The 22,572-nt window shown below is 55.5% G+C and carries 26 protein-coding genes and 1 tRNA gene; 7 read left to right on the forward strand and 20 right to left on the reverse strand.

All coding sequences use genetic code 11. The features are described from left to right. Nucleotides 1-49: 49 nt before the first annotated feature. Nucleotides 50-2,056 carry a PAS domain-containing hybrid sensor histidine kinase/response regulator gene (locus tag B9Z51_RS10330; protein WP_108374264.1) on the reverse strand — a complete coding sequence of 669 codons (2,007 nt, stop codon included), beginning with the start codon at nt 2,054-2,056 and terminating at the stop codon, nt 50-52. 94 nt (nt 2,057-2,150) lie between these two features. Here B9Z51_RS10330 and B9Z51_RS10335 point away from each other — a divergent pair. After that, nucleotides 2,151-2,225: transfer RNA gene (locus B9Z51_RS10335), tRNA-Arg, on the forward strand. Between the two features lie 73 nt (nt 2,226-2,298). Here B9Z51_RS10335 and B9Z51_RS10340 read toward each other — a convergent pair. After that, a complete protein-coding gene (locus tag B9Z51_RS10340; RefSeq protein WP_108374266.1) occupies nt 2,299-4,101 on the reverse strand; it encodes an ABC transporter transmembrane domain-containing protein in 1,803 nt (600 codons plus the stop codon). Nucleotides 4,102-4,289: 188 nt separating this feature from the next. Here B9Z51_RS10340 and B9Z51_RS10345 point away from each other — a divergent pair, with 188 nt between their 5' ends. Genes B9Z51_RS10345 through B9Z51_RS10355 form a run of 3 tightly spaced genes read left to right on the forward strand, consistent with a single transcriptional unit; the run spans nt 4,290 to nt 5,522 of the window. Then, nucleotides 4,290-4,679 carry a rhodanese-like domain-containing protein gene (locus tag B9Z51_RS10345; protein ID WP_108374268.1) on the forward strand — a complete coding sequence of 130 codons (390 nt, stop codon included), beginning with the start codon at nt 4,290-4,292 and terminating at the stop codon, nt 4,677-4,679. Between the two features lie 13 nt (nt 4,680-4,692). Continuing rightward, nucleotides 4,693-5,178 (forward strand): PaaI family thioesterase, encoded by a 486-nt coding sequence (locus B9Z51_RS10350; RefSeq protein ID WP_108374270.1) that lies wholly within the window; start codon nt 4,693-4,695, stop codon nt 5,176-5,178. Beyond that, a complete protein-coding gene (locus B9Z51_RS10355) occupies nt 5,175-5,522 on the forward strand; it encodes a rhodanese-like domain-containing protein (RefSeq protein WP_108374272.1) in 348 nt (115 codons plus the stop codon). The genes B9Z51_RS10350 and B9Z51_RS10355 overlap by 4 nt, the downstream gene beginning before the upstream one ends. Nucleotides 5,523-5,762: 240 nt before the next feature. On the opposite strand, the gene B9Z51_RS10365 is transcribed toward B9Z51_RS10355, so the two are convergent. The 15 genes from B9Z51_RS10365 to B9Z51_RS10435 form a co-directional block, all read right to left on the reverse strand. Further along, on the reverse strand, nt 5,763-6,485 hold the full coding sequence (locus B9Z51_RS10365; RefSeq protein WP_199227502.1) for a DUF4395 family protein: 723 nt from the start codon (nt 6,483-6,485) through the stop codon (nt 5,763-5,765). A gap of 141 nt (nt 6,486-6,626) precedes the next feature. Next, nucleotides 6,627-8,363 (reverse strand): thiosulfohydrolase SoxB, encoded by a 1,737-nt coding sequence (soxB, locus tag B9Z51_RS10370; RefSeq protein WP_108374276.1) that lies wholly within the window; start codon nt 8,361-8,363, stop codon nt 6,627-6,629. 60 nt (nt 8,364-8,423) lie between these two features. After that, entirely contained in the window at nt 8,424-9,080 is a 657-nt protein-coding gene (gene soxX, locus B9Z51_RS10375; protein ID WP_108374949.1) for a sulfur oxidation c-type cytochrome SoxX, read from the reverse strand. 18 nt (nt 9,081-9,098) lie between these two features. After that, nucleotides 9,099-9,884, reverse strand: coding sequence for a sulfur oxidation c-type cytochrome SoxA (gene soxA, locus B9Z51_RS10380; protein WP_233254945.1), 786 nt, complete (start codon nt 9,882-9,884; stop codon nt 9,099-9,101). A gap of 94 nt (nt 9,885-9,978) precedes the next feature. Continuing rightward, a complete protein-coding gene (soxZ, locus tag B9Z51_RS10385; protein WP_199227503.1) occupies nt 9,979-10,290 on the reverse strand; it encodes a thiosulfate oxidation carrier complex protein SoxZ in 312 nt (103 codons plus the stop codon). Nucleotides 10,291-10,338: 48 nt separating this feature from the next. Continuing rightward, nucleotides 10,339-10,794 carry a thiosulfate oxidation carrier protein SoxY gene (soxY, locus tag B9Z51_RS10390; protein ID WP_108374281.1) on the reverse strand — a complete coding sequence of 152 codons (456 nt, stop codon included), beginning with the start codon at nt 10,792-10,794 and terminating at the stop codon, nt 10,339-10,341. Between the two features lie 68 nt (nt 10,795-10,862). Then, on the reverse strand, nt 10,863-11,939 hold the full coding sequence (locus tag B9Z51_RS10395) for a c-type cytochrome (protein ID WP_108374283.1): 1,077 nt from the start codon (nt 11,937-11,939) through the stop codon (nt 10,863-10,865). After that, nucleotides 11,923-13,287, reverse strand: a complete 1,365-nt coding sequence (gene soxC / locus B9Z51_RS10400) for a sulfite dehydrogenase (protein ID WP_233254906.1) — start codon at nt 13,285-13,287, stop codon at nt 11,923-11,925. Before soxC ends, B9Z51_RS10395 begins: the two co-directional genes overlap by 17 nt. Before the next feature lie 22 nt (nt 13,288-13,309). Beyond that, complete coding sequence (locus B9Z51_RS10405; protein WP_108374285.1) at nt 13,310-13,615, reverse strand: helix-turn-helix transcriptional regulator; 306 nt, start codon at nt 13,613-13,615, stop codon at nt 13,310-13,312. 133 nt (nt 13,616-13,748) lie between these two features. Then, nucleotides 13,749-15,032, reverse strand: a complete 1,284-nt coding sequence (locus B9Z51_RS10410; RefSeq protein WP_108374287.1) for an OmpP1/FadL family transporter — start codon at nt 15,030-15,032, stop codon at nt 13,749-13,751. 26 nt (nt 15,033-15,058) lie between these two features. Beyond that, a complete protein-coding gene (locus B9Z51_RS10415) occupies nt 15,059-15,631 on the reverse strand; it encodes a DUF302 domain-containing protein (RefSeq protein WP_108374289.1) in 573 nt (190 codons plus the stop codon). 129 nt (nt 15,632-15,760) lie between these two features. Then, nucleotides 15,761-16,084, reverse strand: a complete 324-nt coding sequence (locus tag B9Z51_RS10420; RefSeq protein WP_108374291.1) for a hypothetical protein — start codon at nt 16,082-16,084, stop codon at nt 15,761-15,763. 123 nt (nt 16,085-16,207) lie between these two features. Continuing rightward, nucleotides 16,208-16,516 carry a c-type cytochrome gene (locus B9Z51_RS10425; protein ID WP_108374293.1) on the reverse strand — a complete coding sequence of 103 codons (309 nt, stop codon included), beginning with the start codon at nt 16,514-16,516 and terminating at the stop codon, nt 16,208-16,210. A 181-nt stretch (nt 16,517-16,697) separates the two neighbouring features. Further along, nucleotides 16,698-17,078, reverse strand: a complete 381-nt coding sequence (locus B9Z51_RS10430; protein WP_108374295.1) for a rhodanese-like domain-containing protein — start codon at nt 17,076-17,078, stop codon at nt 16,698-16,700. 11 nt (nt 17,079-17,089) lie between these two features. After that, nucleotides 17,090-17,566, reverse strand: coding sequence for a rhodanese-like domain-containing protein (locus B9Z51_RS10435; RefSeq protein WP_233254907.1), 477 nt, complete (start codon nt 17,564-17,566; stop codon nt 17,090-17,092). Between B9Z51_RS10435 and B9Z51_RS10440 the strand changes: the two genes are divergently transcribed. Further along, on the forward strand, nt 17,552-18,262 hold the full coding sequence (locus tag B9Z51_RS10440) for a cyclopropane-fatty-acyl-phospholipid synthase family protein (protein WP_233254908.1): 711 nt from the start codon (nt 17,552-17,554) through the stop codon (nt 18,260-18,262). The two genes, B9Z51_RS10435 and B9Z51_RS10440, sit on opposite strands and share 15 nt — an antisense overlap. Nucleotides 18,263-18,280: 18 nt before the next feature. Here the strand turns inward: B9Z51_RS10440 and B9Z51_RS10445 are convergent, their stop codons facing one another. Next, nucleotides 18,281-18,982, reverse strand: a complete 702-nt coding sequence (locus B9Z51_RS10445) for a Crp/Fnr family transcriptional regulator (RefSeq protein WP_108374299.1) — start codon at nt 18,980-18,982, stop codon at nt 18,281-18,283. 71 nt (nt 18,983-19,053) lie between these two features. Next, nucleotides 19,054-19,539, reverse strand: coding sequence for a thioredoxin fold domain-containing protein (locus B9Z51_RS10450; protein ID WP_233254909.1), 486 nt, complete (start codon nt 19,537-19,539; stop codon nt 19,054-19,056). A gap of 94 nt (nt 19,540-19,633) precedes the next feature. Between B9Z51_RS10450 and B9Z51_RS10455 the strand changes: the two genes are divergently transcribed. Together B9Z51_RS10455 and B9Z51_RS10460 are read left to right on the forward strand one after the other, a co-directional pair. Then, the gene (locus B9Z51_RS10455) at nt 19,634-20,698 is read left to right on the forward strand and encodes a YeeE/YedE family protein (protein WP_233254910.1); all 1,065 of its coding nucleotides are present in this window, start codon (nt 19,634-19,636) and stop codon (nt 20,696-20,698) included. A gap of 86 nt (nt 20,699-20,784) precedes the next feature. Next, on the forward strand, nt 20,785-21,891 hold the full coding sequence (locus tag B9Z51_RS10460) for a YeeE/YedE family protein (RefSeq protein WP_233254911.1): 1,107 nt from the start codon (nt 20,785-20,787) through the stop codon (nt 21,889-21,891). Between the two features lie 19 nt (nt 21,892-21,910). On the opposite strand, the gene B9Z51_RS10465 is transcribed toward B9Z51_RS10460, so the two are convergent. Next, nucleotides 21,911-22,525, reverse strand: a complete 615-nt coding sequence (locus B9Z51_RS10465) for a cytochrome c (protein ID WP_233254912.1) — start codon at nt 22,523-22,525, stop codon at nt 21,911-21,913. Nucleotides 22,526-22,572 lie beyond the last annotated feature (47 nt).

Raw genomic sequence — 22,572 nt, forward strand, 5'->3', positions numbered from 1 at the left:
CACCGGCATACCCCGAGGTAACCGATCAGCAGGCGCCTGTTGAGCCGACTCAAGACAGCAATTCAGTCGAACGACGGGCGGCAGGGTTCAAGTTCCGCGCAAAAACCGCCAACAGCTTCTTGTATTCAAACGGCTTGCTCAAATAATCGTTCATGCCAGCGGCCATGCAACGCTCACGATCTTCATCAAATCCACCGGCGGTCAGCGCCACAATCGGCAAATCCCGGTACTGCGGATCTTGCCGAATCTGCCGGGTGGCCTCGAGTCCATCCATCAAGGGCATCTGCATGTCCATCAACACCAGCGCATAGGGTGATGACTGGATTTTGGCCATCGCCTCCCGACCATTTGCGGCCGTGTCCGCATCGACACCAGCCAGCGTCAGCAACTGCGTCAAGATATCCCGGATCGAGGCATTGTCATCCACCAACAACACTCGAATGCCCTGAAAATCCACCGGCACCGCAGGGTCATCCACGGCATGAGATACCGGCCCGCCTGCCATCTCACCTCGCGCCAGGCGCACCGTCATCCAAAACGTCGACCCATGCCCTGGCATCGACTCGACCCCCACATCGCCGCCCATCAACTGGGCAATCCGTTTACAAATCGACAAGCCCAGCCCTGCGCCACCGTGCAGCCGGGTTTGTGCGTTGTCGCCTTGCACAAAACCTTCGAACACGCGCGACTGAAACTCCCGCTCCAATCCAATGCCTGTGTCCTGAACGACAAAACGCAGGCACTCAGTGGATCCTTCCTGGCCCAAGTCTTCCACCCGAACCGAGATGCTGCCTTGCTCCGTGAATTTGACTGCGTTGCTCACCAGGTTCAAAAGCGCCTGCGCCAAGCGCTGTGAATCACCCAATAAGGCGTGGGGCACCTTCGGGTCCACCCACACCTCATACCCAAGGCCTTTGAACGCACAGGCATCCGTCACCAAATCGGTCACCTGCTGAAGTACATCCTGCACATTCAAAGGCAGGCTGGGCAAGACCAAAGCACCGGACTCCATCTTCGACAAATCCAGAATGTCATTGATGATGCCCAGCAACAAGCTGCCTGCACTTTTGGATTTTTTCAACCATTCATGTTGTTTTTCATTCAAAGGTGTGCTCAGCAGCAATTCCGTCAAAGACAGGATGGCACTCATCGGCGTGCGAATTTCATGGCTGATGTGGGCCAAAAATTCACTCTTGGCCTTGTTGGCTTTTTCGGCCACTTCCCGAGCGCGCAGCAGGCCGTCTTCATAAAGCCGACGCTCATTGATGTCCCGCGTCACACCCACGATTTCCACCAGCTCACCTTGCGCCCCCATCAGTGGAAAAGACAAGACTTCCGTCCAGAAACGCGAGCCATCCTTGCGCCAATACTCCAGTTCGCCACGGAAACTTTGGGGTACGTGACCCTCCTGAATCGCCAAAGCCACCTCCTGAAAATACCTCAGCGACACATCGCGGGACTCGGGCGTCAAAGTCTCGTCAATCGATTGCTGCATCGCCTCTTCAGGTGTGATGCCCCTGAGTTGTTCGACCGCTGGACTCACATAGGTGATCTGCCCCAAGGGACTCATGGTCCACACCACATCCCGCGCGCTGTCCGCCAACAAGCGATGACGCTGCTCACTGACACGCAACTGATCCTGCGCCTGAAAACTTTCAGCCATGTCGCGCACCATCAAGATGAAAACCGCCTCTCCTCCAGACCCCATGTGCTTTGTCAGCAGCGACAGCTCGGCTCGCACCTCCAGACCATCTGGCTTGATGAAACTCTGCGCCATCACCACTGGCGTTTCTGTACTCGATGCACGAAAACTGTCCCCATCAAATGCCGGACCTTCCTGATCAGGCTTTGCTGTCAATTGCGACCAACAAGATTGCACCAAAGCTGGTCGGGTGCGCCCCACAAAGCGGGCAAAGCGCTCGTTGACCTGAAGCACCCGGCCAGACTCAGATGCGACCACCACCACGCCGAAAGGCATTTGCTCCAGGTCCAGCCATGAGAGAGAACTGCGCGTCGGAAAAAATCGCTGCAATATATTTTTGAGAATCAAAATCATCGGCGGATTGTTTCATAAAGCCCGACCAACCCCGTCCAAATGGAGACTCCCGATGAGTCTGGCAACTGCCCCCGATTACAATCAAGCCCGGTCAGCCACCGTAGTTCAATGGATAGAACGACTCCCTCCTAAGGTGTAAATACAGGTTCGATTCCTGTCGGGGGCACCATTTACCTGTCGGGACCTGAATCCGCACACGTCCAGCACGGTGCGAATTTTGTTTTTTCAGCAACCGCTCTGCGTCAGACTGTTGGCCATCCATCCTCAACGGCCGCATGAAACTGCAAGGCCGCCAGACTGGCGTACAGACCGTCTTGTGCTTGCAACTGGGCGTGCGTGCCCTGCTCGACCAAGTGTCCTTGATCCATCACCCAGATCAAATCTGCTTGCTGCACCGTGGCCAAACGGTGGGCAATCACCAGCGTTGTTCTGCCGGACATGGCTTTCTCAAGCGCCGCTTGAACCATTTTTTCGCTCTGGGCGTCAAGCGCACTGGTGGCTTCGTCCAGCAACAGCAGAGGCGGATTTTTTAAAATTGCCCGGGCAATCGCAATGCGTTGGCGCTGCCCGCCGGACAGACGAACACCCCGATCCCCCAGGTAGGTGTCCATGCCTTGTGGCAGCTGCGTGATGAACTCCTGAGCGTACGCGGCTTCAGCAGCAGCCAGCACCTCCTGGGCGCTGGCCTCGGGCCGTCCATAACGGATGTTCTCAAGCACCGTGCCTGAAAAAATCACGGGCTCTTGCGGCACGATGGCCATGCGGCCACGCAGGTCATGCAAGCTCATCTGGTCAATCGGCACGCCATCCAGAATGATGCGGCCAGACTGCGGGTCATGAAAGCGCATGAGCAAATCAAACAATGTCGTTTTGCCTGCACCGCTGGGGCCGACCACCGCCACAGTCTGCCCCGCTGCGATCTGGCCACTCAACTGCTTCAACGCCCAAGTCTCTGGCCGCGAGGGGTAATGAAAACTCACGCTATCGAGCGAGAGCACCGACCCGTCGACAGGCCAAGGGGCCTGGACGGGTTGCTCGACCTGTTTCAAGGTCGATTGGCTGTGCAACAACTCCATCAAGCGTTCGGTCGCCCCTGCAGCGCGCAGCATGTCGCCATACACCTCGCCGAGCACGGCAAAAGCACTGGCCAGCAAGATCACATACACAATGGTCTGGCTCAGCGCTCCTGCCGTGGTGGTGCCAGCTCGCACCGCCAAGGTGCCCATGTAAAGCCCCCACAGCAACACCGCACTGGATGCTAGGATGATGAATCCGACCAACACCGCCCGGGCGCGAATACGGCGCAAAGCCGTCCCCAAGGCCTTGGTGGTGGACGCAACAAAGCGGTGCGTCTCACGCTGCTCTGCCGTATAGCTTTGCACCACCGAAATCGCATTGAGCACTTCGGAGGCCAATGCGCTGGCATCGGCCACCCGGTCTTGGCTGGCCCGCGAGAGTTTGCGCACCCGGCGCCCCAAAATCACCGAAGGCAAAACTACCAACAAAAGCACCACCATGACCTGCAACATCAACACTGGATTGGTCCACACCAGCATGGCCATGGCCCCCACACCCATGACCAGATTGCGCAAGCCCATGGAAAACGACGAGCCGACCACGGTTTGCACCAAGGTGGTGTCGTTGGTCAGCCGTGACAAGACTTCACCCGACTGCGTGGTTTCAAAAAAAGCCGGACTTTGTGCCAGCACATGGCCATAGACGGCATTGCGCACATCGGTGGTGATGCGCTCGCCCAACCAACTCACGGTGTAGTAACGCGCTGACGAAAACACTGCCAATGCAGAAGCCACCGCAAACAGCAGCATGAAATCCTGGGCCAGATGGTCCGAAGACACACCCGCAGCCAAGCCCTGGTCAATCAGCTGACGCAAAGCCCACGGAAAAGCCAGCGTAGTGCCTGCCGCCAGGAGCAAGAACACACCGGCCGCAGCCAACGCCCAGCGGTAGGGCTTTAAAAAGGGCAGCAGACCGGATAGCGATGCAGGGTGCGCTTGAGGGCTGGCAAGCAGTGGTGGCTGAGTCAAAACAGGCTCTTTGAGTGGATATCAACCTGTGAGCATATCGCCAGAGCACATGAAGAGGTAATGGTCATATCAAGTCACCTGAAAAGTCTGCGCTTTTACCCTTTTATCGACAGTTTCAGTTCTGTTGGATACATTAACGTCAACATAATATTCGCGAACACTTATATTCATACAAAGCACATCAATCCATGATCCGAAAAATTCTTCTTTCCATTGCAATCCTGACGATCAATGCGTGCACTTCTGCCGACGATATTGACAAAATTTCACTTGAGCAAGCCCACACAGAACACGAAGCTGGCCGCGTCATTCTCATCGACATACGAGAAACAATGGAGCATCGCACGGGTGTGGCGCCAGGTGCCGTATTGCTGCCCATGAGCGAATTGCCTCAGAAGCAAATGCTGATCCCGAAAAATCCGGACAAACCTGTCCTGCTGATTTGCAACACTCAAAACCGGTCAAAAGCCACTTTGGCAAAACTCAAGCAACAAGGCTATCAAAACATACGTTATGTAGAAGGTGGTGTGAGCCAATGGGTAAACAAAGGTTGGTCTTTGACTCGCCCTCAACCTTAAACCAAGACACCCCATGGATGCATTTCAAGACCATTACCCCGAAAACGTTGCACACTGCTACGGTTGCGGGCACCTGAACACGCACGGCCACCAGATCAAAACCGTCTGGGATGGCGACGAGACCGTCACGCACTTTCAGCCTGAGCCTTACCACACCTCCGTTCCAGGCTTTGCCTATGGCGGCCTGATCGTTTCGCTGATTGATTGCCACAGCACCGGCACGGCCGCTGCCGCCATGTACCGCCAAGAAGGTCGTGACATGGACTCCCTGCCCGCCTTTCGTTTTGTGACGGGCTCTTTGCATGTGGACTTCCTCAAGCCCACACCGCTGGACAGCGAAATGGTCATTCGTGGCCGAATCAAGCAAATCAAAGGCCGCAAGGTGGTGGTCGAGACTACCGTGTATGCCGCAGGCGTGGCCACTGCTCGCGGTGAAGTGGTGGCGGTGCAAATGCCCGACAGTTTTGGCCAAAATCCAACGCAAAAAGAAGCCTCATGAAATTCATTCAAGACTATTGGCCCATGATGGCCTTGGCCCTGTGGTTTGGCTACAAGTGGTGGAATGCCCGACGCGTCATGGCTTTGTTGCCGCAACTCAAAAATGAGGGAGCCATTCTTTTGGATGTCCGCTCTGCAGCCGAATTCGCCTCTGGCAATGCTCCCGGCACACGCAACATCCCCCTCAACGAACTGGGCCAGCATTTGGCCAGCCTGCCCAAATCTGCGCCCGTGGTGGTCGGTTGCGCCAGTGGCACACGCAGTGGCATGGCCAAGTTGATGTTGAAGAAAAACGGTTACCACCGGGTTTACAACATCGGTACTTGGCGCAACTTCATGTCTTGAAGAGATCTCAAGAGATTCAAATCATGATGAACAGCCAGCAGCAAAAAGAGTTTTTGCAAGCCACCGCTTGGTTGCGTCCCCTGACCCGATGGGCCGCCGCTTTGTCAATCCGCTCGGTGGGTATTCTTCCTGCTTGGTTCAGAAACTTACCTTTGAAGATCGTCAAGCGCATCCTGGCCCATGACCAGGCACGCATGACTTCAAATTGCAAGTCGCGTAAGCGAAAAAACGGGCAGCCGTTCAGCGCGGCTGACTGAAGTCGAGGTTATTGCAAGCCTCGCAATCTTCTTTGAAAACACCCAGCTTCACCAGCAAGGCGTGAACCTCACAGCCCAGGCAATAGCCCAGCACAGCCTCGAGCCACATGAAGCCCAGGCACACCCAGACCATCACCAGGGGCAACCAGCGGGGCAGATACTGCTCAGTAGTAGGCAGAACCGCGCTGCGGAAGATGAAATTAATGGCCGCGGCGAATTTTTCAGGATGGAAAAAAACCAGACAAACACTGATCATCGACGCGCCAATGGTCCAGGCGAATCTCTTGGGTGTCAACGGCTTCCACACGGGGCGAGCGCGCCTGGCCAGCAAAGTTGACAGCCAAATGGTGGGCGACAGATACGCCGTTTTGACACTCATGCCCGCGAGCATTTCAAGCAAGGCATAAAACAGCAGCCAGGTTTGCACGGTGTAGTCGTAGGTTCGGCGCACGGCCTGGACCATGTAAAGAATGCGGTTGTCAAAGTCAAGTTCAAAAGTGTCCTTGATCACTTCGCCAGTGACGATCCAGCGACTACCGAACACGATATCCCACAGAGTGAAGGCCATGAAGATCGGAATGGCCAGCATGATGCCCGCTCGGATACGAACTGCGGTGTCATTGATGAACGGCGTGACATCGTCACGGCTTCTGAACCAAAGTAACGACCAGGAATTGCCTGTCGTCATGCCATTTGAATCTGCCATTTGTCTCCCCTTTTTTCATGAAAATCAGTATGCTTATTGCGCTTCGAGACAAGCCAGACTGAAGTGTTTACCGAGTTGCCGTCAAAGCCAACCTGAGATGCAACTCTGTTGCATCTCAGAGCCCTGTGGGTTAATTCAAGCTCAGCCCACGTAGCCCTGATTGGGCAAACCACCAGTGATCTTGGGGGCATTGAGCTTGCGGGGTTTGACACGACCGCCGGGCTGCGTCTTGAGCCAGGTCTCCACGACTTCCCACACTTGCTTGTTGCCTTGCGTGCGCGCCTCTTCGGCCACGGGTGCCCAACCTGCCACCTTGTACTTTTTGCCCGCCTCAATCAGCTGGCCATTCAGGCGCATGTCGCCAATCCGTGTGCCCATCTTGCCCAGAGGGTTGCAGCTGTAGCTCAACCCCCCCACACGCACCATGTCACCACCTTGCTGGTAGTAAGGATCAGGGTTGAACAGGTTGTCGCACACGTCTTCGAGGACCGTCTTGATGGTCTCGCCGGTCATCTCGGTCACCGTGGCATAAGAGTATGTCGTGGCCGTCATGTCGAGCAGCCACTCACGTGTAATGGCCTGGCCCGGCAAGAGCGATGTACCCCAGCGAAAGCCTGGCGAGAACGCGATCTCAGCGCCCTGTACATCGAGCAAGGCATCGACCAGCAATTGGTCGCCCGTGCCGTTGAAGTTACCACGGCGATACAGCAAACCTTCCGAGATGCCCAGCTTTTCGGACAGCTTGGCTTCGTAGGGCGCGCGGATCTTGGTGATCAGTGCGTCCATCTCTTTATCGGCTGGCAGCATGTTCGAGAACACGGGCAGCAGTTTGTAGCGGAAATCGCTGACCTTTTTGTCTTTGACATCAAAGTCGAGCACCCCCAGGAACTTGCCATTGGAGCCTGCGTTGGTGACGATGGTTTTGCCGCCTTTGTTGGACACCAGTGTGGCCACGGGCATGCCATCGTGTGTGTGGCCGCCCATGATGGCGTCAATGCCACTGACGCGACTGGCCATTTTCAGGTCCACATCCATGCCGTTGTGGCTGATGACGACGACGACCTGCGCGCCTTTGCCACGGGCTTCGTCCACCATCTTTTGCATGTTGTCGTCCTGGATGCCAAAGGCCCAGTCGGCCACCATGTAGCGGGGGTTGGCAATCGGGGTGTAGGGGAAAGCCTGGCCGATGATGGCGCAAGGCACGCCATTGATCTCGCGGATCACATAGGGCTTGAAAACCGGGTCGCCAAAGTCGTTGGTCTTGATGTTTTGCGCGACAAAGTCCACCTTACCCGCGAAGTCTTTCTCGACGATTTCTTTCACACGTTCCATGCCCAGAGTGAATTCCCAGTGACCGGTCATGACGTCCACGCCCAGCAATTTGCAGGCGTCGACCATGTCCTGACCATTGGTCCACAAACAAGTGCCAGAGCCTTGCCAGGTGTCGCCACCGTCCAGCAACAAGGCGCCAGGACGGCTGGCCTTCATGCGCTTGACCAGCGTAGCCAGGTGCGCAAAACCGCCCACCTTGCCGTAACGGTTGGCGGCTTTTTCGTAGTCCAGATACGTCAGCGCGTGCGCCTCTGCAGAACCCGGGCGGATCTTGGCCACTTTGAGCAAGTGTTCGCCCACCAAATGCGGCAAATTGCCCTGCATGGAGCCAATGCCCATATTGATGCTGGGCTCGCGGAAGTAAATCGGCTTGAGCTGAGCATGGCAGTCGGTCATGTGCAAGAAAGACACATTGCCGAACTTGGGGATGTCGTACAGGCCATTGGCTGCGGTGGCTGCGCTGGCTTCAGAAAACTTACCCATGCTCATGCCGGCCATGGTGCCGGCGCCCATCACTTGGATGAATTCACGTTTGGTCAGGTTCATATTTGCACTCACTGATGTATTGACGGCAAAAAAACCCGGACATGCCGGGTTTCAGATGGATTACTGGTTGACGGGCGATTTGGGGTCCAGCAACAGGCCAACCACGTGGCGAACTTGTTCTTCGGACAAGATGCCCATGTGACCTGCACGGGGCATGTTGGAGCAAGCGTTGTAGGCCTTTGAATTCCAGATCTTGCCCCAGGTGTATTCCACAATGGGTTTGCTTTCGGGACTGTTCGGATCGGTCACACCACGGATCTTGCCGTAGTTGTAGAGGCTCGGGCCAATGGTGCCGTAAGAAATTTCTTCTTTGCTGATCTGATGGCAGTTGTAGCAATTGCCACCGTTGACATCTGTGACTTTGTCAGTCCAGGTCAAGCCACGTCCACTCTGGGCAATGGCCTCGCCTTGCTTCCAATCGCCGATGAATTTCCCATCCGAGGGCCATTTGATGGCCTTCAAATTCATCTCTTCGATGGCTTTGGCAGTCTTCTCATCCAAAGGCTTGCCCGCCACATCGGCTTCGCTGCATGCGCGGTTGGTTTCATCGGTGTTCAACACGCGATCGACTTTGACAAAACCTTCGTCGCGAAACGATGCTTTGACGATCTTGTTGGTCAGTTCATTGAGTTCAGACACTGAAGGGGCCGATGCGCAACCGACCACCAGCAAAGCTGCAGCGATACCGGTCAAGGCAAATTGAATTTTCTTTTTCATGGTGATCACCTTCATTCATTAGCGCTTGATGGCTGGCGCCACCGATGCGGCCCCCTTGGCATTCACACCCAAATAGGTGGCCAAGGCCAATGTGGCATCACTGCCAAAACCCGGATACGGGAAACGTTGCTGGCGGTAGCAGTCGTTCAAACGCAATTGCATGCCCCACATTTGACCGTTGGATACACGGTAGGCGGGCCAGGCGGCAAAACCGACACCATCTCCGGGATTCTTGGTCAGCATGGGCAGGTCTTGCAGGCGGATGCGCTTGCCCTCTTCGCCGTGGCAAGAGGCACACGAAAAATCATGAGGACCACCACGCTGGAAAAACAAACGCTTGCCGACTTCATAAAAAGTCTTTTCCTGAGGATGCGCTTGCGACAGATTGAAACGCATGCCCTTGGACTCTGCGGCGATCCAGGTGGCCAGTGCCGTCACGTTGTTTTGCTCACCCTTGCCAAAGGGTGTCTTGTAAATCTCGGCAGCGTTGAAACCCTGAAGGGTTTCCATGCAAGTGACCAAGCGGGTTTCCAGATCCTGCACGCGCTGGGTATCTGCAAAGTAACGGGGCAACTCCACAAATGCACCCTTGACCACGCCAGGACCTTTGCCCAGATCGCATTTCTCTAGGCTGGCGTTGTTGGGGCCGCGCTTTTGCGTCCACAAGCCCTCGCCTTTGGCTTCAAACAATTCGGCAGGGTTACCGTCTTGCAACATGGCGCGGTATTCATCAATGCCTTGGCTGGCGGTCTTTTGCGCCATGGCGGGGAAGACGGCCATGGCCAAAACAGTGGCCAAGGTCATTGTGGTCGCGTATTTCATGCGTCACCTCGTATTCATTCTCAAAACAAAAAAAGGGTGAAGTCAAATTCTTCACCCTTTTGGACATACCACGTTATCAGGAAACGGTGGCTTCGTCCGTGCGGGTATCGCCCTTGTTGTCTTTCCAGGTCACAGCGACTTTGTCACCTGCCTTGGCACCCTTGATGGCAAACTGCATAAAGGGGTTCTTGGACACAGCGGGGCCCCATTCAGCGGCCAGTACTTGCTTGCCGTTCAAAGAAGCGGTGACTTCCTGGATATACCAAGCTGGAACCAGTTTGCCAGCGGCGTCTTTGCGCTGACCGGATTCCATTTCGTGGCTCATGAGAACACGGACGGTGGCTTTGTCGCCAGAGGCTTGGGCACGAATGCGCATTGGATCTGCCATTTTTTACTCCAATTCTTTCAATGATTTGTGGATCGGATCAGTGTGCGCTTAACCGCCGCAACCGCCCAAAGTGACTTTGACTTCCTTCTTGGCGAAGAAAGCTTTGCCATCGGCCATGATGGCGACAGCGTAAACATCCGAAGATTGACCCATCTTGGCACGTGTGGCGAAGTTGGCATCAATGCTGTCGCTCACATGGAACAAGGCGACCAATGCTGCAGGGTTCTTTTCAACGAGAACCAGCAATTGCTTAACGCCAGCCAAAGAGGTGCTGGCACCCAATGGAACCACAGCGCCGTTTTCAGCGATGTCCGGACCGGTGATGGTCACATCCTTGCTTTCGACCAAGCTGGCAGCGCCAGCGGCTTTGGCCGCATCTTGGACAGACTTGGCATCAAAGGCCACTTTGTTGAACGCGGCTTGTGCGAACTGGGGGAAGCCAGCCGTGGCCAACAGGCCTGCCACTACAGCGCTTTGCTTGAGTGTCTCGCGACGGGTTTGCATCTGATATCTCCTTGAGGTTGAGTGATGCTATTGAAACAGGTTCAGCAGTGCAACAGGTATATCCCGTATTACTTGCTGGCCCCCTTTGAAATCCATTCGGCAATTTTCTTGGCGTCCGCTTCAGGCAGGGACTGTGCAGGCATGGGGATCGGACCCCAAACACCTGAACCACCGGCCTTGATTTTGCCAGCCAGATAGTCGACCTTGCCTGCATGCTTTTTGGCTACTTCATTGAAGCCTGGGCCCACCACTTTCTTGTCCACACCGTGGCATGCTGTACAGCTGTATTTGTTCAGCAAGGCTATGGCGGCTTTGGCCTCGGCATTTTCTGGCTTGGCAGGTGCAACCGCAGCGGGCGCTGCAACGGCAGGCATGCCTGCCTTGGCTTCTGGCTTGGTGGTGTCCACCCCGTGCTGCTGCCCCACCAAGCGGTTTTGCTCAGCCAGGTTGCCGTGGGCATTGCGGGCAAAGTCAGGCAAGAAAGACGCCACGTTGGGTTCAGTCGTGCAGTCTTTCATGCAGATCTTGTTATCGGTATCTGGATTTTTGACGCCACCAAATTCATGACCGGGCCACATGGCGTGCTTGGTTGTCATGCCGTTGCGATTAGGCATGCGGTTTTGCACGTCAGCGATGTTTTTGTCCGACAACACGAAGTCATCAGGCACCACATTGCCCAAATTCAACAAGAACGCAGTCACCGCATAGACTTCTTCCGTCGTCAAGGACTTGGGGCTGGTCCAAGGCATGGCGCGGTTGATGTAGTCCCACAAGGTCGACACCGTCGCCACCTTCATGATGGTGGTGCGGCCTGGATAGTCCGAGCGATTCAAGTTGGCCACGCGGCCTGTCTTGACGTCTTCGGCGGTGGTGCCACCAATCAGAGGACTGAACACCTCACCAGACTCACCGAACACGCCGTGGCAATGCGCGCATTTGCCTTCCCAAACGTCTTGACCCTTGGCCACAGAGCCCGAGCCTGCAGGCAAACCTTTGAAGTCAGGACGCACATCAATGTCCCACTTGGCCACTTCTTTAGGCGTGGCGGCTCGACCGACACCAGGGTATTTGGGCGACTGCGCTGCAGCCATACCCGCCACGGCCAGCAAGGCGACCGTCAAAACGGCATTACGAAACCTGAACATTTTTCACCTCACCGTTTTCCTGAACCAGCCACGATTGGATGGCGTTGTTGTGATAGATCGAACGCGTGCCACGAACACCACGCAATTGCTGATAAGTTGGCTGCACATGGCCTGTTTCGTCTTGTGCACGGCTTTGGATGATGGCAGGCTTGCCGTCCCAGACCCAGTCCAGATTGAAACGCGTCAAAGCTTTGGACAACACAGGCGTTTCCAGACGCGCTTGTCGCCAATTGCGGCCACCATCGGTGGAAACATCCACGCGCTGGATCTTGCCTTTGCCCGACCAGGCCAAACCCGTGATGTTGTAGAAGCCTTTGTCCAGCAAAACCTGACCGCCAGAGGGCGTGGTCACCACGCTCTTGACTTCCTGGATGTTGGTGTACTGACGGTGCAAGCCACCGGGCTGCAAATCGATGTAATGAATGGCTTCGTCTTTGGCCGCATAAGGTTTGTCACCCACTTCGATGCGGCGCAGGTACTTGACCCAGCTGACGCCTTGAACGCCAGGCACCACCAAACGCAGTGGGTAGCCGTTTTCTGGGCGCAACATTTCACCGTTCTGGCCGTAGGCTACCAACACTTCACCCGAGGTGATCAGGCTCATCGGAATGGTACGGGTCATGGACGAGCCATCGCCGCCTTCGGCCAAAATGAACTTGCCATTTTTGAGGTCGGCGCCAGCCAATTCAAGCAGTGTGATCAAGGGCACGCCGGTGAACTCGCTGCACGACAACATGCCGTGGGTGTATTGCACCGTGGGTACAGCCACGTTGCCCCAATCGACAGCGGTGTTGGCACCACACTCGATGAAGTGGAAGCGCGACACCGATGGCAAACGCATGATCTCGTCCATGGTGAACACCATGTTCTTTTTGACCATGCCATTGATCATGAAGCGGTGTTTGGACGGATCGATGTCCCACCAGCCTTGGTGGTGACGCTCGAAGTGCAGACCGCTGGGCGTAACGATGCCAAACAAGGATTGCAAAGGCGCAAACGACACCGAGGCTTGGGTGGTTTGCGTCAGACCGGGGCTCTGACGGCGCTGCAGGTTCGATTCGAATTTTGATGGCTTGCCATACCCTTCAACCGCCACACCCTGACCCAGATTGGTCGCATGCTCAGGCAAATTCAAGATGTTGGGATCGCCGCCTTCAGTCGGCACAGGATTGCCTTGTGCCAAAGCCATGGGTGCAGCCGCACCCGCAGCAGCCGCAGCAAATGCGCTGCGAATGAAATCACGGCGACCTTTTTTGCCTTCGGCAAAAACTTCCCGGATACCGCTTTTCGTCAGGAAATTCTCAGGCGCTTTTTGCACCCTTCCCGAGTTGATGTTGTCATCTTTCACACGAACTCCTCGTTTTGAGTTGTCAATTCACATCCAGATCGATAGCCACCTGCGTGCACACGGCCCGACAAGCCATCGCCGCTGTCTCTTCTGCTATCCGATAAAACATTTGCGCACCCTGACGTCGCTTGCCCAAGATCCCAGCCCTGTACATCATGTTCAGATGCTGAGACATATTGGGTTGCGCTACATCAATGCTGCCAAGCAATTGCCCGACATTGCGCTCACCCTGACACAGCTCGCTGATGATGCGCAGGCGAATGGGCGTTGACAACACAGCAAACAAAGCTGCTGCTTTCTCAAACACCACCGTCTTTTCATCATTCATGCACCAATTGCCGTTATGTCAGTATATTCGGATGTGCGAATATATACGATAAACGAAATATCTGAACCAGAAATTACAAAGCCGCAGCCACTTGATCAGGACAAACCCAGATCAAGTGGCCAACTTGTCTAAATCAGAACTTCCAGCCGTACTGAACACCCAGGGATTGCTGGGACATGCGGATGGTTTCAGTCAATGTTGGATTCAAACCCGACGTGCCTGTGACCGTGTTTTTCGGCGCATACATGTATGCAAAAGTCAGATCGGTTTTGTCATCCAACTTGTACGTCGCACCCAAGGTGTAGTGGTCCGTGATGACCCCTGGCGCAATGATGTTGAAAGTGACGTTGGCACCGCCGACGGGGTTGTTGGTGTGGTTGTAGCCTGCACGCAAGGTCAAGTTCTGGCTTTGTTTCCACTCGACACCCAATTTGAAGACATTCAGATCCGCCCAGCCGAAGCCAGGACCATTTTCTGCCCCCAAAGGACCGCCTTGCATCATCTGATTGCCAATCGACTTGACTTTGCTGTAATTGATGCGTTGGTAATCCAACGCCAACATCACCGCTGGAGAAGCCTGAATAGAGACACCGAACGCGAAGTTCTCTGGAATATCAAAATCACCGGCTTCAGCAAACAGCTGTGAGTATTTGTCGAAGCGGCTCATGTTGATTCGGGGCGAATAAGACACCCCGAACCGAGTGCTGTCATTCACTTGGGCCGTGTAGCCCAAACGCACACCGAGGCCTTTGCTGGAATCATTGCCATTGTCTGTGGTGTTTGCGGCAAAGGTGTTTTGACCTGTCCACTGGGGTTTACCTGCGAACGCCTGCAAACCCGAAGCCTTGAACTGCTGATACACCAACAGAGGAGACACGCCAATCGCACTGGTTTCGGTCAGTTTGTAAGCAAAGGTAGGGGCCACGATCAATTGCATCAAATTGACGCCCAGATTCGTGCCACCACACAACATATTGGTTGCACCTGGACCACAATTAAAGCCCGTTGCTACGTAATCGGTGTTCATCCCGCCATTGCCGTACACAGACAGACCCACGGCCATATCAGAACCGATCTGTCGGTTATAGCCAAACTCGGGAACGATGAATGTGCTTGAGCCACTCTCAACGCTCCCATTCATCCCTGCCATCATCCCAGCCCCTCCAGTACGAGTGGCACCTCGCTTTGGCATGAACACATTGGCACCGACCTCAAAACGGTTACCAGCAAATGCTGCCAATGCAGGGTTGTTGGCGCCCGCAAATGTGTTGCCCGTGACCGCCACAGACGCACCGCCCATGCCCACCGATTGCATGCCATAGCCATGAGGAAAGTAACCGTCGGTCGCCCAAGCTACTGAACCAGTCGCCAAAACAGCGGCCAACACGGTGGCACGCAAAGTGTTGATTGTTTTCATGTTTTGTCTCTTTGTTGTTTTTTAAATCAAAATTCACCCTTGGAGCCGCGCTCCATCATTTCCCAAAGCGTGTCGCGCACGGCTCGAGCCTCTTCCTTCAGAGGGGACGGCAGCTGGCGGCCCATCTTGACCATCATGTCCATGTTGAGGGTGTACATCCACAGTCCGTCTTCCTTCTCTACCAGAGAGATTCGGCAAGGCAAATAAGCGGCCATGTGCGGGCTGAAGTCCACCATGCGACGTGCAGTCGCTGGGGTGCAGAACGAGTACACCGTCAGCAGCTTTTGTTTTTGGCCGGTGCGGGCTTCCAGCTCCTTGGACAAAGGCAAGGTGCCCACGTCTTTCATGTTGCGCTCGGTGGCCACTTGCTTGAGCACTTGCTCAACCTCATTGGCGGTCACACCGGCCTTGACTTTGCGCTCCCAGGTGGTGGCCACTGCGATGTCGCCATTACCTTCGATCCAGCGGTCCCACATGCGACCAGCTTCAGCGGCGGCACCTGTCTCAAGCTTGCCCATCGTGCTGATGGTGCCGCAACCGGTCAACCAGACAGAACTGGCCAAAACACCCCACTTCACCCAAGTCCAAGATTTGCGCATGTGTATCTCCTTCAGATTTGCGACATTTGAACAGCTGGACCCGCCTCTCGGAGAGGCCCCGCCTTTGATTCAAATCATCAGAGATATTCGCGAAAACTGATATAGGAAATACCCTATATAAGTGATTGTTTATTTAAACTTGTAGTAGTCCTTGTTCAAGACTGCGGACACGGCATCGACCTCTTCTGGAAACATGCCCATGTTCAGCTCGGTGTTGCATTGCTCGACCATGCCGCGCAACATGCCCGCCGTGTTGATTCGCCCTTTGGGCTTGTAGATCGCACTGCCATCTCCCGGAACCTTGGACGCGTGGCATTCGACGCACTTGTTCTCATCGATCAGTTTTTGACCCAACCTCAAGTCTGCCCCGTGAAAAATGGCAGGCTGTGCTTGTAGCCCTGTGGATGCGCCCGCGAACATGAAATAAAAAACCCATCGAGTTGGTGCAAGCATGGAATGTCTCCCCCAAAAAAAAACCGCTCTTCAGTTGCCCGAAGAGCGGAATATAAAAGCCACGAGTACCAGTCGAGCTTTCACAACTTCAACACCCAATTGACAAGCAATGGGCCATAACGATTACTTGGCACCCGCCAAAATCCAGGCCGCCAGGGTATTGGCATCGGCTTCGCTCAAAGCCGCCTGTGCAGGCATGGGAACTGGCCCCCACTTACCGGAACCACCGGCCTTGATGTTTTTTGCCACCGTGGCTGCAGCGTCCTTTTGGCCAGCATATTTCTTGGCCACATCTTGGTAGGCTGGACCCACCACTTTTTTATCCACTGCATGACAAGCCATGCAGGCATTTTTCTTGGCAAGGTCCAAGTTGGCGAAGGCCGGCGCAGCAAACAATGCAGACACGGCTACAAATGCAGACAACAATTTCATGAAAGCTCCACGTTCAAATATAAACAACCGCTAATTTAACGCAAAAAACTGATGCGTCCAACAGATCCCTCAATCCGTGCGATCAGGGATTTCACCAGTAAAAGCATTCACAAACAGCCATTGTGGCGCTTCCATTTTTCTTCATGACCCATCCGCTTGGCAAACTCGGACCTGGTAGCGCTCATTCAAATGAAGGTTCTTCCGGCTTGACCACAGGCATTCCGGCGGCCTGCCAAGCGTCAAAGCCCCCGGCGAGGGAGCGGACACTCAGGTATCCCATCGTCTGCATGGTTTGCGCCGCCAATGCAGCGCGACCGCTCGTCTTGCAATACAGAACAATGTTCAGATCACGTGATGCCAGTGCAGGTGAGGCGCTGAGCTTGAACTCGAGCAAGCCGCGTGGCATCAACACCGCGCTTGCAATGTGGCCCGCTGCAAACTCATCCGCTTCGCGAACGTCGAGCAACACATCAGCATCGAGAATCGCTTGGGCTGCATCTTGCAAGGCAATTTCCTGGGTGAGTGCTTTGGCTTGCGCCACCAAATCATGCGCTGTTTTCATATTTTTTTCTTTCAATGCTGTGGGGTAGACGTGGCCTTGAGGTTGGCGTCCATGCCGCCTTTGACTTTCCACTCGGCATAGCCACCTTGAAGAATGCGGACATTTTCCCAACCCGCTACCCGCAAGGCAAATCCTGCCTGCGCAGACAGACTGCCGGTATTGCAATAGACCAGCACCGGCTTGTTTTTGGGAATGAGCGCCGACTTGACCAGCACCTGACGCCACTCGATGTTGATGGCGCCCGGAATGTGTTCTTGGCCAAATTGACTGGCATCGCGTGTATCGATGACGATCATCTTGGCGTACTCGGCCTTGGGAATTTGTTCTGGAAAGATCGTGCCCCCGCCGTAATCAACAAACTCGAGGTAGGCAGACATTTCATCTACAACCACCGCCTTGGCGTCTGTGGCCCAAACCAAATGGCTGCTCAATGCGCCCAGACACAAGACGAAGCCGGGGAGCGTCCGAAGTGAGTGAATCATGTTCATGCGGAACTCCATAAGTTTTCACCAATATACTCAATTATCCGCTCCCCTGTAACCGACAAAATATCAACCCGCAACACCATGACAGCATTCAACAGTCCACTGATTACATGGAACCAACGATTCGCCACGGATCAGTACATTTTTGGCGAAGCACCCAATGCGTATCTGCACAGCCAAGTGGCGCACCTGCAAGCTGGCTCTGCATTGGCCGTGGCAGATGGGGAAGGCCGCAATGGTGTCTGGCTGGCGGAGCAAGGCCTCGCCGTTGATGCCTTTGATTTTTCAGAAAACGCCATTCAAAAAGCACGGCTGTTGGCCGAACGCCGCATGCAATCGGTTCAGTGGCATTGCAGTGACTGGCAATCGTTTAACTGGAAGGACTCACACTACAACAATGTGGTTGGCATCTTCTTCCAGTTTGCCGCCCCTTTGGAACGCAAGGCGCTGTTTGCCAAGATGGACGCGAGCCTGAAGTCCGGCGGAACATTGATCATTCAGGGCTATACGGCTGCACAACTGCAGTTCAACACAGGTGGCCCGGGCAAGCTGGCGCATATGTACGATGAGCCCCTGATGCGTGATGCTTTTGCAGATTACGACATCATCGACTTGCAAACCTACGAAGCGCAGATTGACGAAGGTACGGCCCACAATGGCATGTCAGGTCTGCTGGGCTTGACTGCTCGAAAGCGCTGAAATTGAGCCGATGGCCGCTCAGGCCAACAGCATTTTTTCGTCCAAAATCTCGTAGCGCCTGCCCTGCTTGTCGCAAGATTTCAAGGCGCCATCACGAATCAGTCCAGAAATTTCACGACTCACAGTTTCCAACTTGAGGTCGAGCATGGCGCCCATGTCGTCACGTGCAAAGAATGCCGTGAATTGTGACTGCTCAGGATCTCGCATTTTCAATGCCAAACTGGCCACGCGCTGACGCGCAGAGCCGAAATTCAGCTCGGCCAACCAATCATCTGCATCCTTCAATGCTTGCTGCCATTTTTGCATCAACCTCAAGTGCAAACGCGGGGAGTTGGCAGACAGTTGATGGATCACCGACAAAGGAATCCTGCAAACGCTGACATCCACCATTGCGACGGCTTCACTGTCATAACGCCCAGTGACCAAGGCCTCCAAGCCAATCACATCCCCCGGACGCAACACTCTGACAATGCGTTCACGGCCGTCAACCGTTGCACGCACCAACTTCACGGTGCCTTTTCGCAGCGTGAACAGGCCTTGCGCTGACTGCCCCTCCGTGTACAAGACCGCATCCGCTTGAAAGCCCATGTCGTCGATGGGCGTGTGCATGTCGCTGAAGTCTTGCTCGTTGAGGTCGACAAACAAGACCATGTCACGTATGCCACAACTGCGGCAGTCGGAAGTGCCCTTCCATGCGGAATCATTGCGGATTGGAATCATGACTGCTTGTCAAAAATTGAAAATTGTCGCGAAGGAAGAATGCATGGATTTCTAAGCTCAACAGGGCGCATTCAAAGCGCCTGTCGGCCCTTGATCAGGCGCTCATCCAGATAAGGGCCATAAAAATCCGGCAGATACCCCCCCTCCATGCGTTCTGCAACTTCTTTGCCACCTGGGCCGAAGAACAGCAAAGTAGGCGCAATGGAAATGCGCCATTGTTTAATCAGTTGATCATGCGTGGTCGAGCGTCCTTGGAAATCCAACACCGCTTGCGCACTGCGCATGTCGAGCTGCACGATGGGCGCGCCCGCTTTTTGCATGGGCACCAGATGGCTGCTGCGTGCAACTCGGCAAAACGGACACCCCTCCAGGCTCACCATCACGATCAAGGGTTGTTTTTGCTGCAAAGCCCGATTCAATTCAGCCTGCAAAGATTGGGGCGTGGGCAGCACTGCAGAGGCGCCCGACTGAGCCCAAACACCTTGGGAAAGCCCCAGTGACGCCACACTCAAGAAATGACGACGTTTCAAAGCGAGGTTCAAAGTAAGCTCATTCATGAATATGGATCAAAAAAACCCGGAAAATACGGGGGTTGTCATCATGTTTAGACAACGCGAAATATAAGCGAATCTTAAATTACTGGAGAGTCATGTGAATCTTGCAAGCCTGCTGGAAACCTGGGGTGATGCCAATGTGTTGGCCACTGGGGGGGCGCTCATCGGCTTGGTATTTGGTTTTGCGGCACAACGAACACGATTTTGTGCCCGTGCAGCAGTGCTTGAATGCTGTGAAGGCAAGGCCGGCGAACGCTTGAGTGTCTGGCTTTTGGCCTTTGGTACTTGTCTTTTCACCGTGCAGGGGCTGGTTGTCATGGGATGGCTCAAACCTTCCGTGACCCGGTTCATGGCCCAACCGGGAAGCATCTCGGGGGCCATTGTGGGTGGCTTGTGTTTTGGCGCCGGGATGATCCTGACGCGCGGCTGTGCAAGCCGCTTGCTGGTGTTGTCGGCCAATGGCAATTTGCGCGCTTTGCTATCAGGGCTGATCTTTGCCGTGACTGTTCAGGCCACCATTGGCGGCTGGTTGGCCCCCCTGAAACTCAGTGTGACCCAACTGTGGCCTGTCGATGGCGGCCCATCGCGTGATTTGCTGTTGCTCGGCGGCATTGGCAACACCGGCGGGCTGATCATCTCAGCCGCTTTGCTGATCTTTGCTTGGGTATTTTTCATGCGCCACCATGCAGGTCGCTGGGCGCTGGGGCTGGGCGCCGCGTTGACGGGCACAAGCATCGCCATGGGCTGGGGCCTTACCCAAGCCATCGCATCTGCGTCTTTTGAACCCGTGCCCGTGCAAAGCCTGAGCTTCAGCAGCCCATCGGCCGAGTGGCTGATGCGCGTGCTTTCCACAGCCAATGTCGGCAGCTGGGGCTTTGACTCAGGGGTATTGCCCGGCACATTCCTGGGCTCCTTGATCGGTGCCTTGCTGGGCCGCGAATTCAAATTCGAAGGTTTCAAAACTGAAAACAAATTGGGGCACTACCTGTCGGGCGCCATCTTGATGGGTTTTGGCGCGGTATTGGCCAGCGGTTGCACCGTGGGTGCCGGTATGACGGGCGGCGCCATCTTTGCGCTGACGGCTTGGCTCACACTCATCAGCATCTGGCTCGGAGCGGGCCTGGCCTGGCGCTTGAGCAAAAGTATGGATTGGGTCATCTGAGACCGTGCATTGACCTCGATCAAGCCTCCATCCATCACACGCCTTAGGATATACATCATTCAACAATGATGTAAATGGAGTGCGCCATGTCCATGACTCAATGGCTGGAAGCCTACGGAAACCCGACAATTCTTGCCACAGGTGGCGCCCTGATTGGTGGCTTGTTTGGGTTCTTTGCACAGCGTTCTCGCTTTTGTTTGCGCGCGGCCGTGATCGAGTTCTGGCACCGCCGCTTTGGTGACAAGCTCTCCGTGTGGTTGTTGGCGTTTGCCTCTGCGGTGATCGCCGTGCAGCTCATGGTGCTGCTGGGTTGGCTGGACACCAACAACGCCCGTCAGATTGCCGCCACCGGCAGCCTCTCTGGCGCACTCATTGGAGGTCTGACTTTTGGCATCGGCATGGTCATGACGCGCGGCTGCGCCAGCCGTTTGCTGGTGTTGTCAGCCAACGGCAACTTGCGTGCCCTCTTGTCGGGCTTGATCTTCGCAGTCGCCGCTCAATCGGCTTTGTCAGGGGCCTTGTCGCCGTTGCGCCTGGCCGTCAGCAGCTGGTGGACGGTTGCAGGCGGCGCCTCGCGCGACTTGTTGGCCATGACCGGGCTGGGCCATGGCGCAGGTCTGGCCATGGGCGGCATCTGGCTGATCGCAGCGCTGTATTTTTCCTTGCGCAGCCCACAACGCGGTGTGTGGATGTGGGTCGGTGGGATTGGCACCGGCCTCATGGTGGCTGCCGCTTGGGGCTTTAGCCAGTGGGTCGCACGCGAGTCGTTCGATCCGGTGCAAATCCAGGGCCTGACCTTCAGTGGCCCGTCTGCCGAGTGGTTGATGCGGGTGGTGCAATGGCCCACGCCCCCCATCGGCTTCGAGTTTGGACTGATGCCCGGCGTGTTCATCGGCTCGCTGATCGGTGCCCTGATCGGCAAGGACTGGAAACTCGAAGGCTTCAGCGACGGCTACAGCATGCGTCGCTACATTGGCGGTGCCATCTTGATGGGTTTTGGGGCCATGCTCGCAGGCGGCTGCGCGGTAGGTGCTGGCGTGACCGGCGGTGCCATCTTCGCGCTCACCTCGTGGCTCAGCCTGGTGGGGATGTGGCTGGGCGCAGGCCTGACAGACCGCTGGCTTGATGGCGGCACATCGGCCAGCGTCCAAGCCTCGCAGGCCATGCCCGTACCGGGATTGACCGCCCCCTGACTCAAGGGAGAGCGGGCATTTATTTACCGCTCAGGTACTCCGCCACGGCCACCATTTCAAGCGGCGTCATCTTGCTGACGATGGCGTGCATCACGGCATTGTCATTGGTGCGCTCACGCTTGTTGAACTGTTGCAACTGCGTGGCAATGTAGTCTGCATACTGGCCCGCCAGGCGCGGCAAGGCTGTGGTGCCTTTGGCTTCTGCGCCATGGCAGCTGGCACACGCGGCCAGACCACTGAATTTGTTGCCGTTGTGATAGATGTATTTGCCCACAGCAGCCAGTCCGGGGTCTTTGGCTGGTTCGACCGGCACGGTTTGTTTTTCAAAGAACTGGCCCAACGCCACCATTTCATCGGGCGTCAGCTTGGCCGCCATGTCGGCCATGGCGGTGCTCTTGCGCTTGCCGGATTTGAAGTTTTCCAGCTGCTTGGCCGTGTATTCCCAGTGCTGCCCCGCCAGACGAGGGAACACTTCGCTGGACGATTCGCCTTCTGCACCATGGCAGACAAAGCAAACGCCACCGACAATTTTCTTGGCGCGCGCCTCGTCAGCTTGCGCGTGCGCAGCCAGGCTGCCAGCCCCGCACAAAAGCATCAAGGCGACTTGGGCATGTGTTTGAAATCGGATGTTCATGGCTTTGAAAAATGATTGGCAAAAAAAAGCCGCAGACTCTCGACTGC

It is taken from the genome of Limnohabitans sp. T6-5 (assembly GCF_003063315.1).
Lineage (GTDB): Bacteria > Pseudomonadota > Gammaproteobacteria > Burkholderiales > Burkholderiaceae_C > Limnohabitans_A.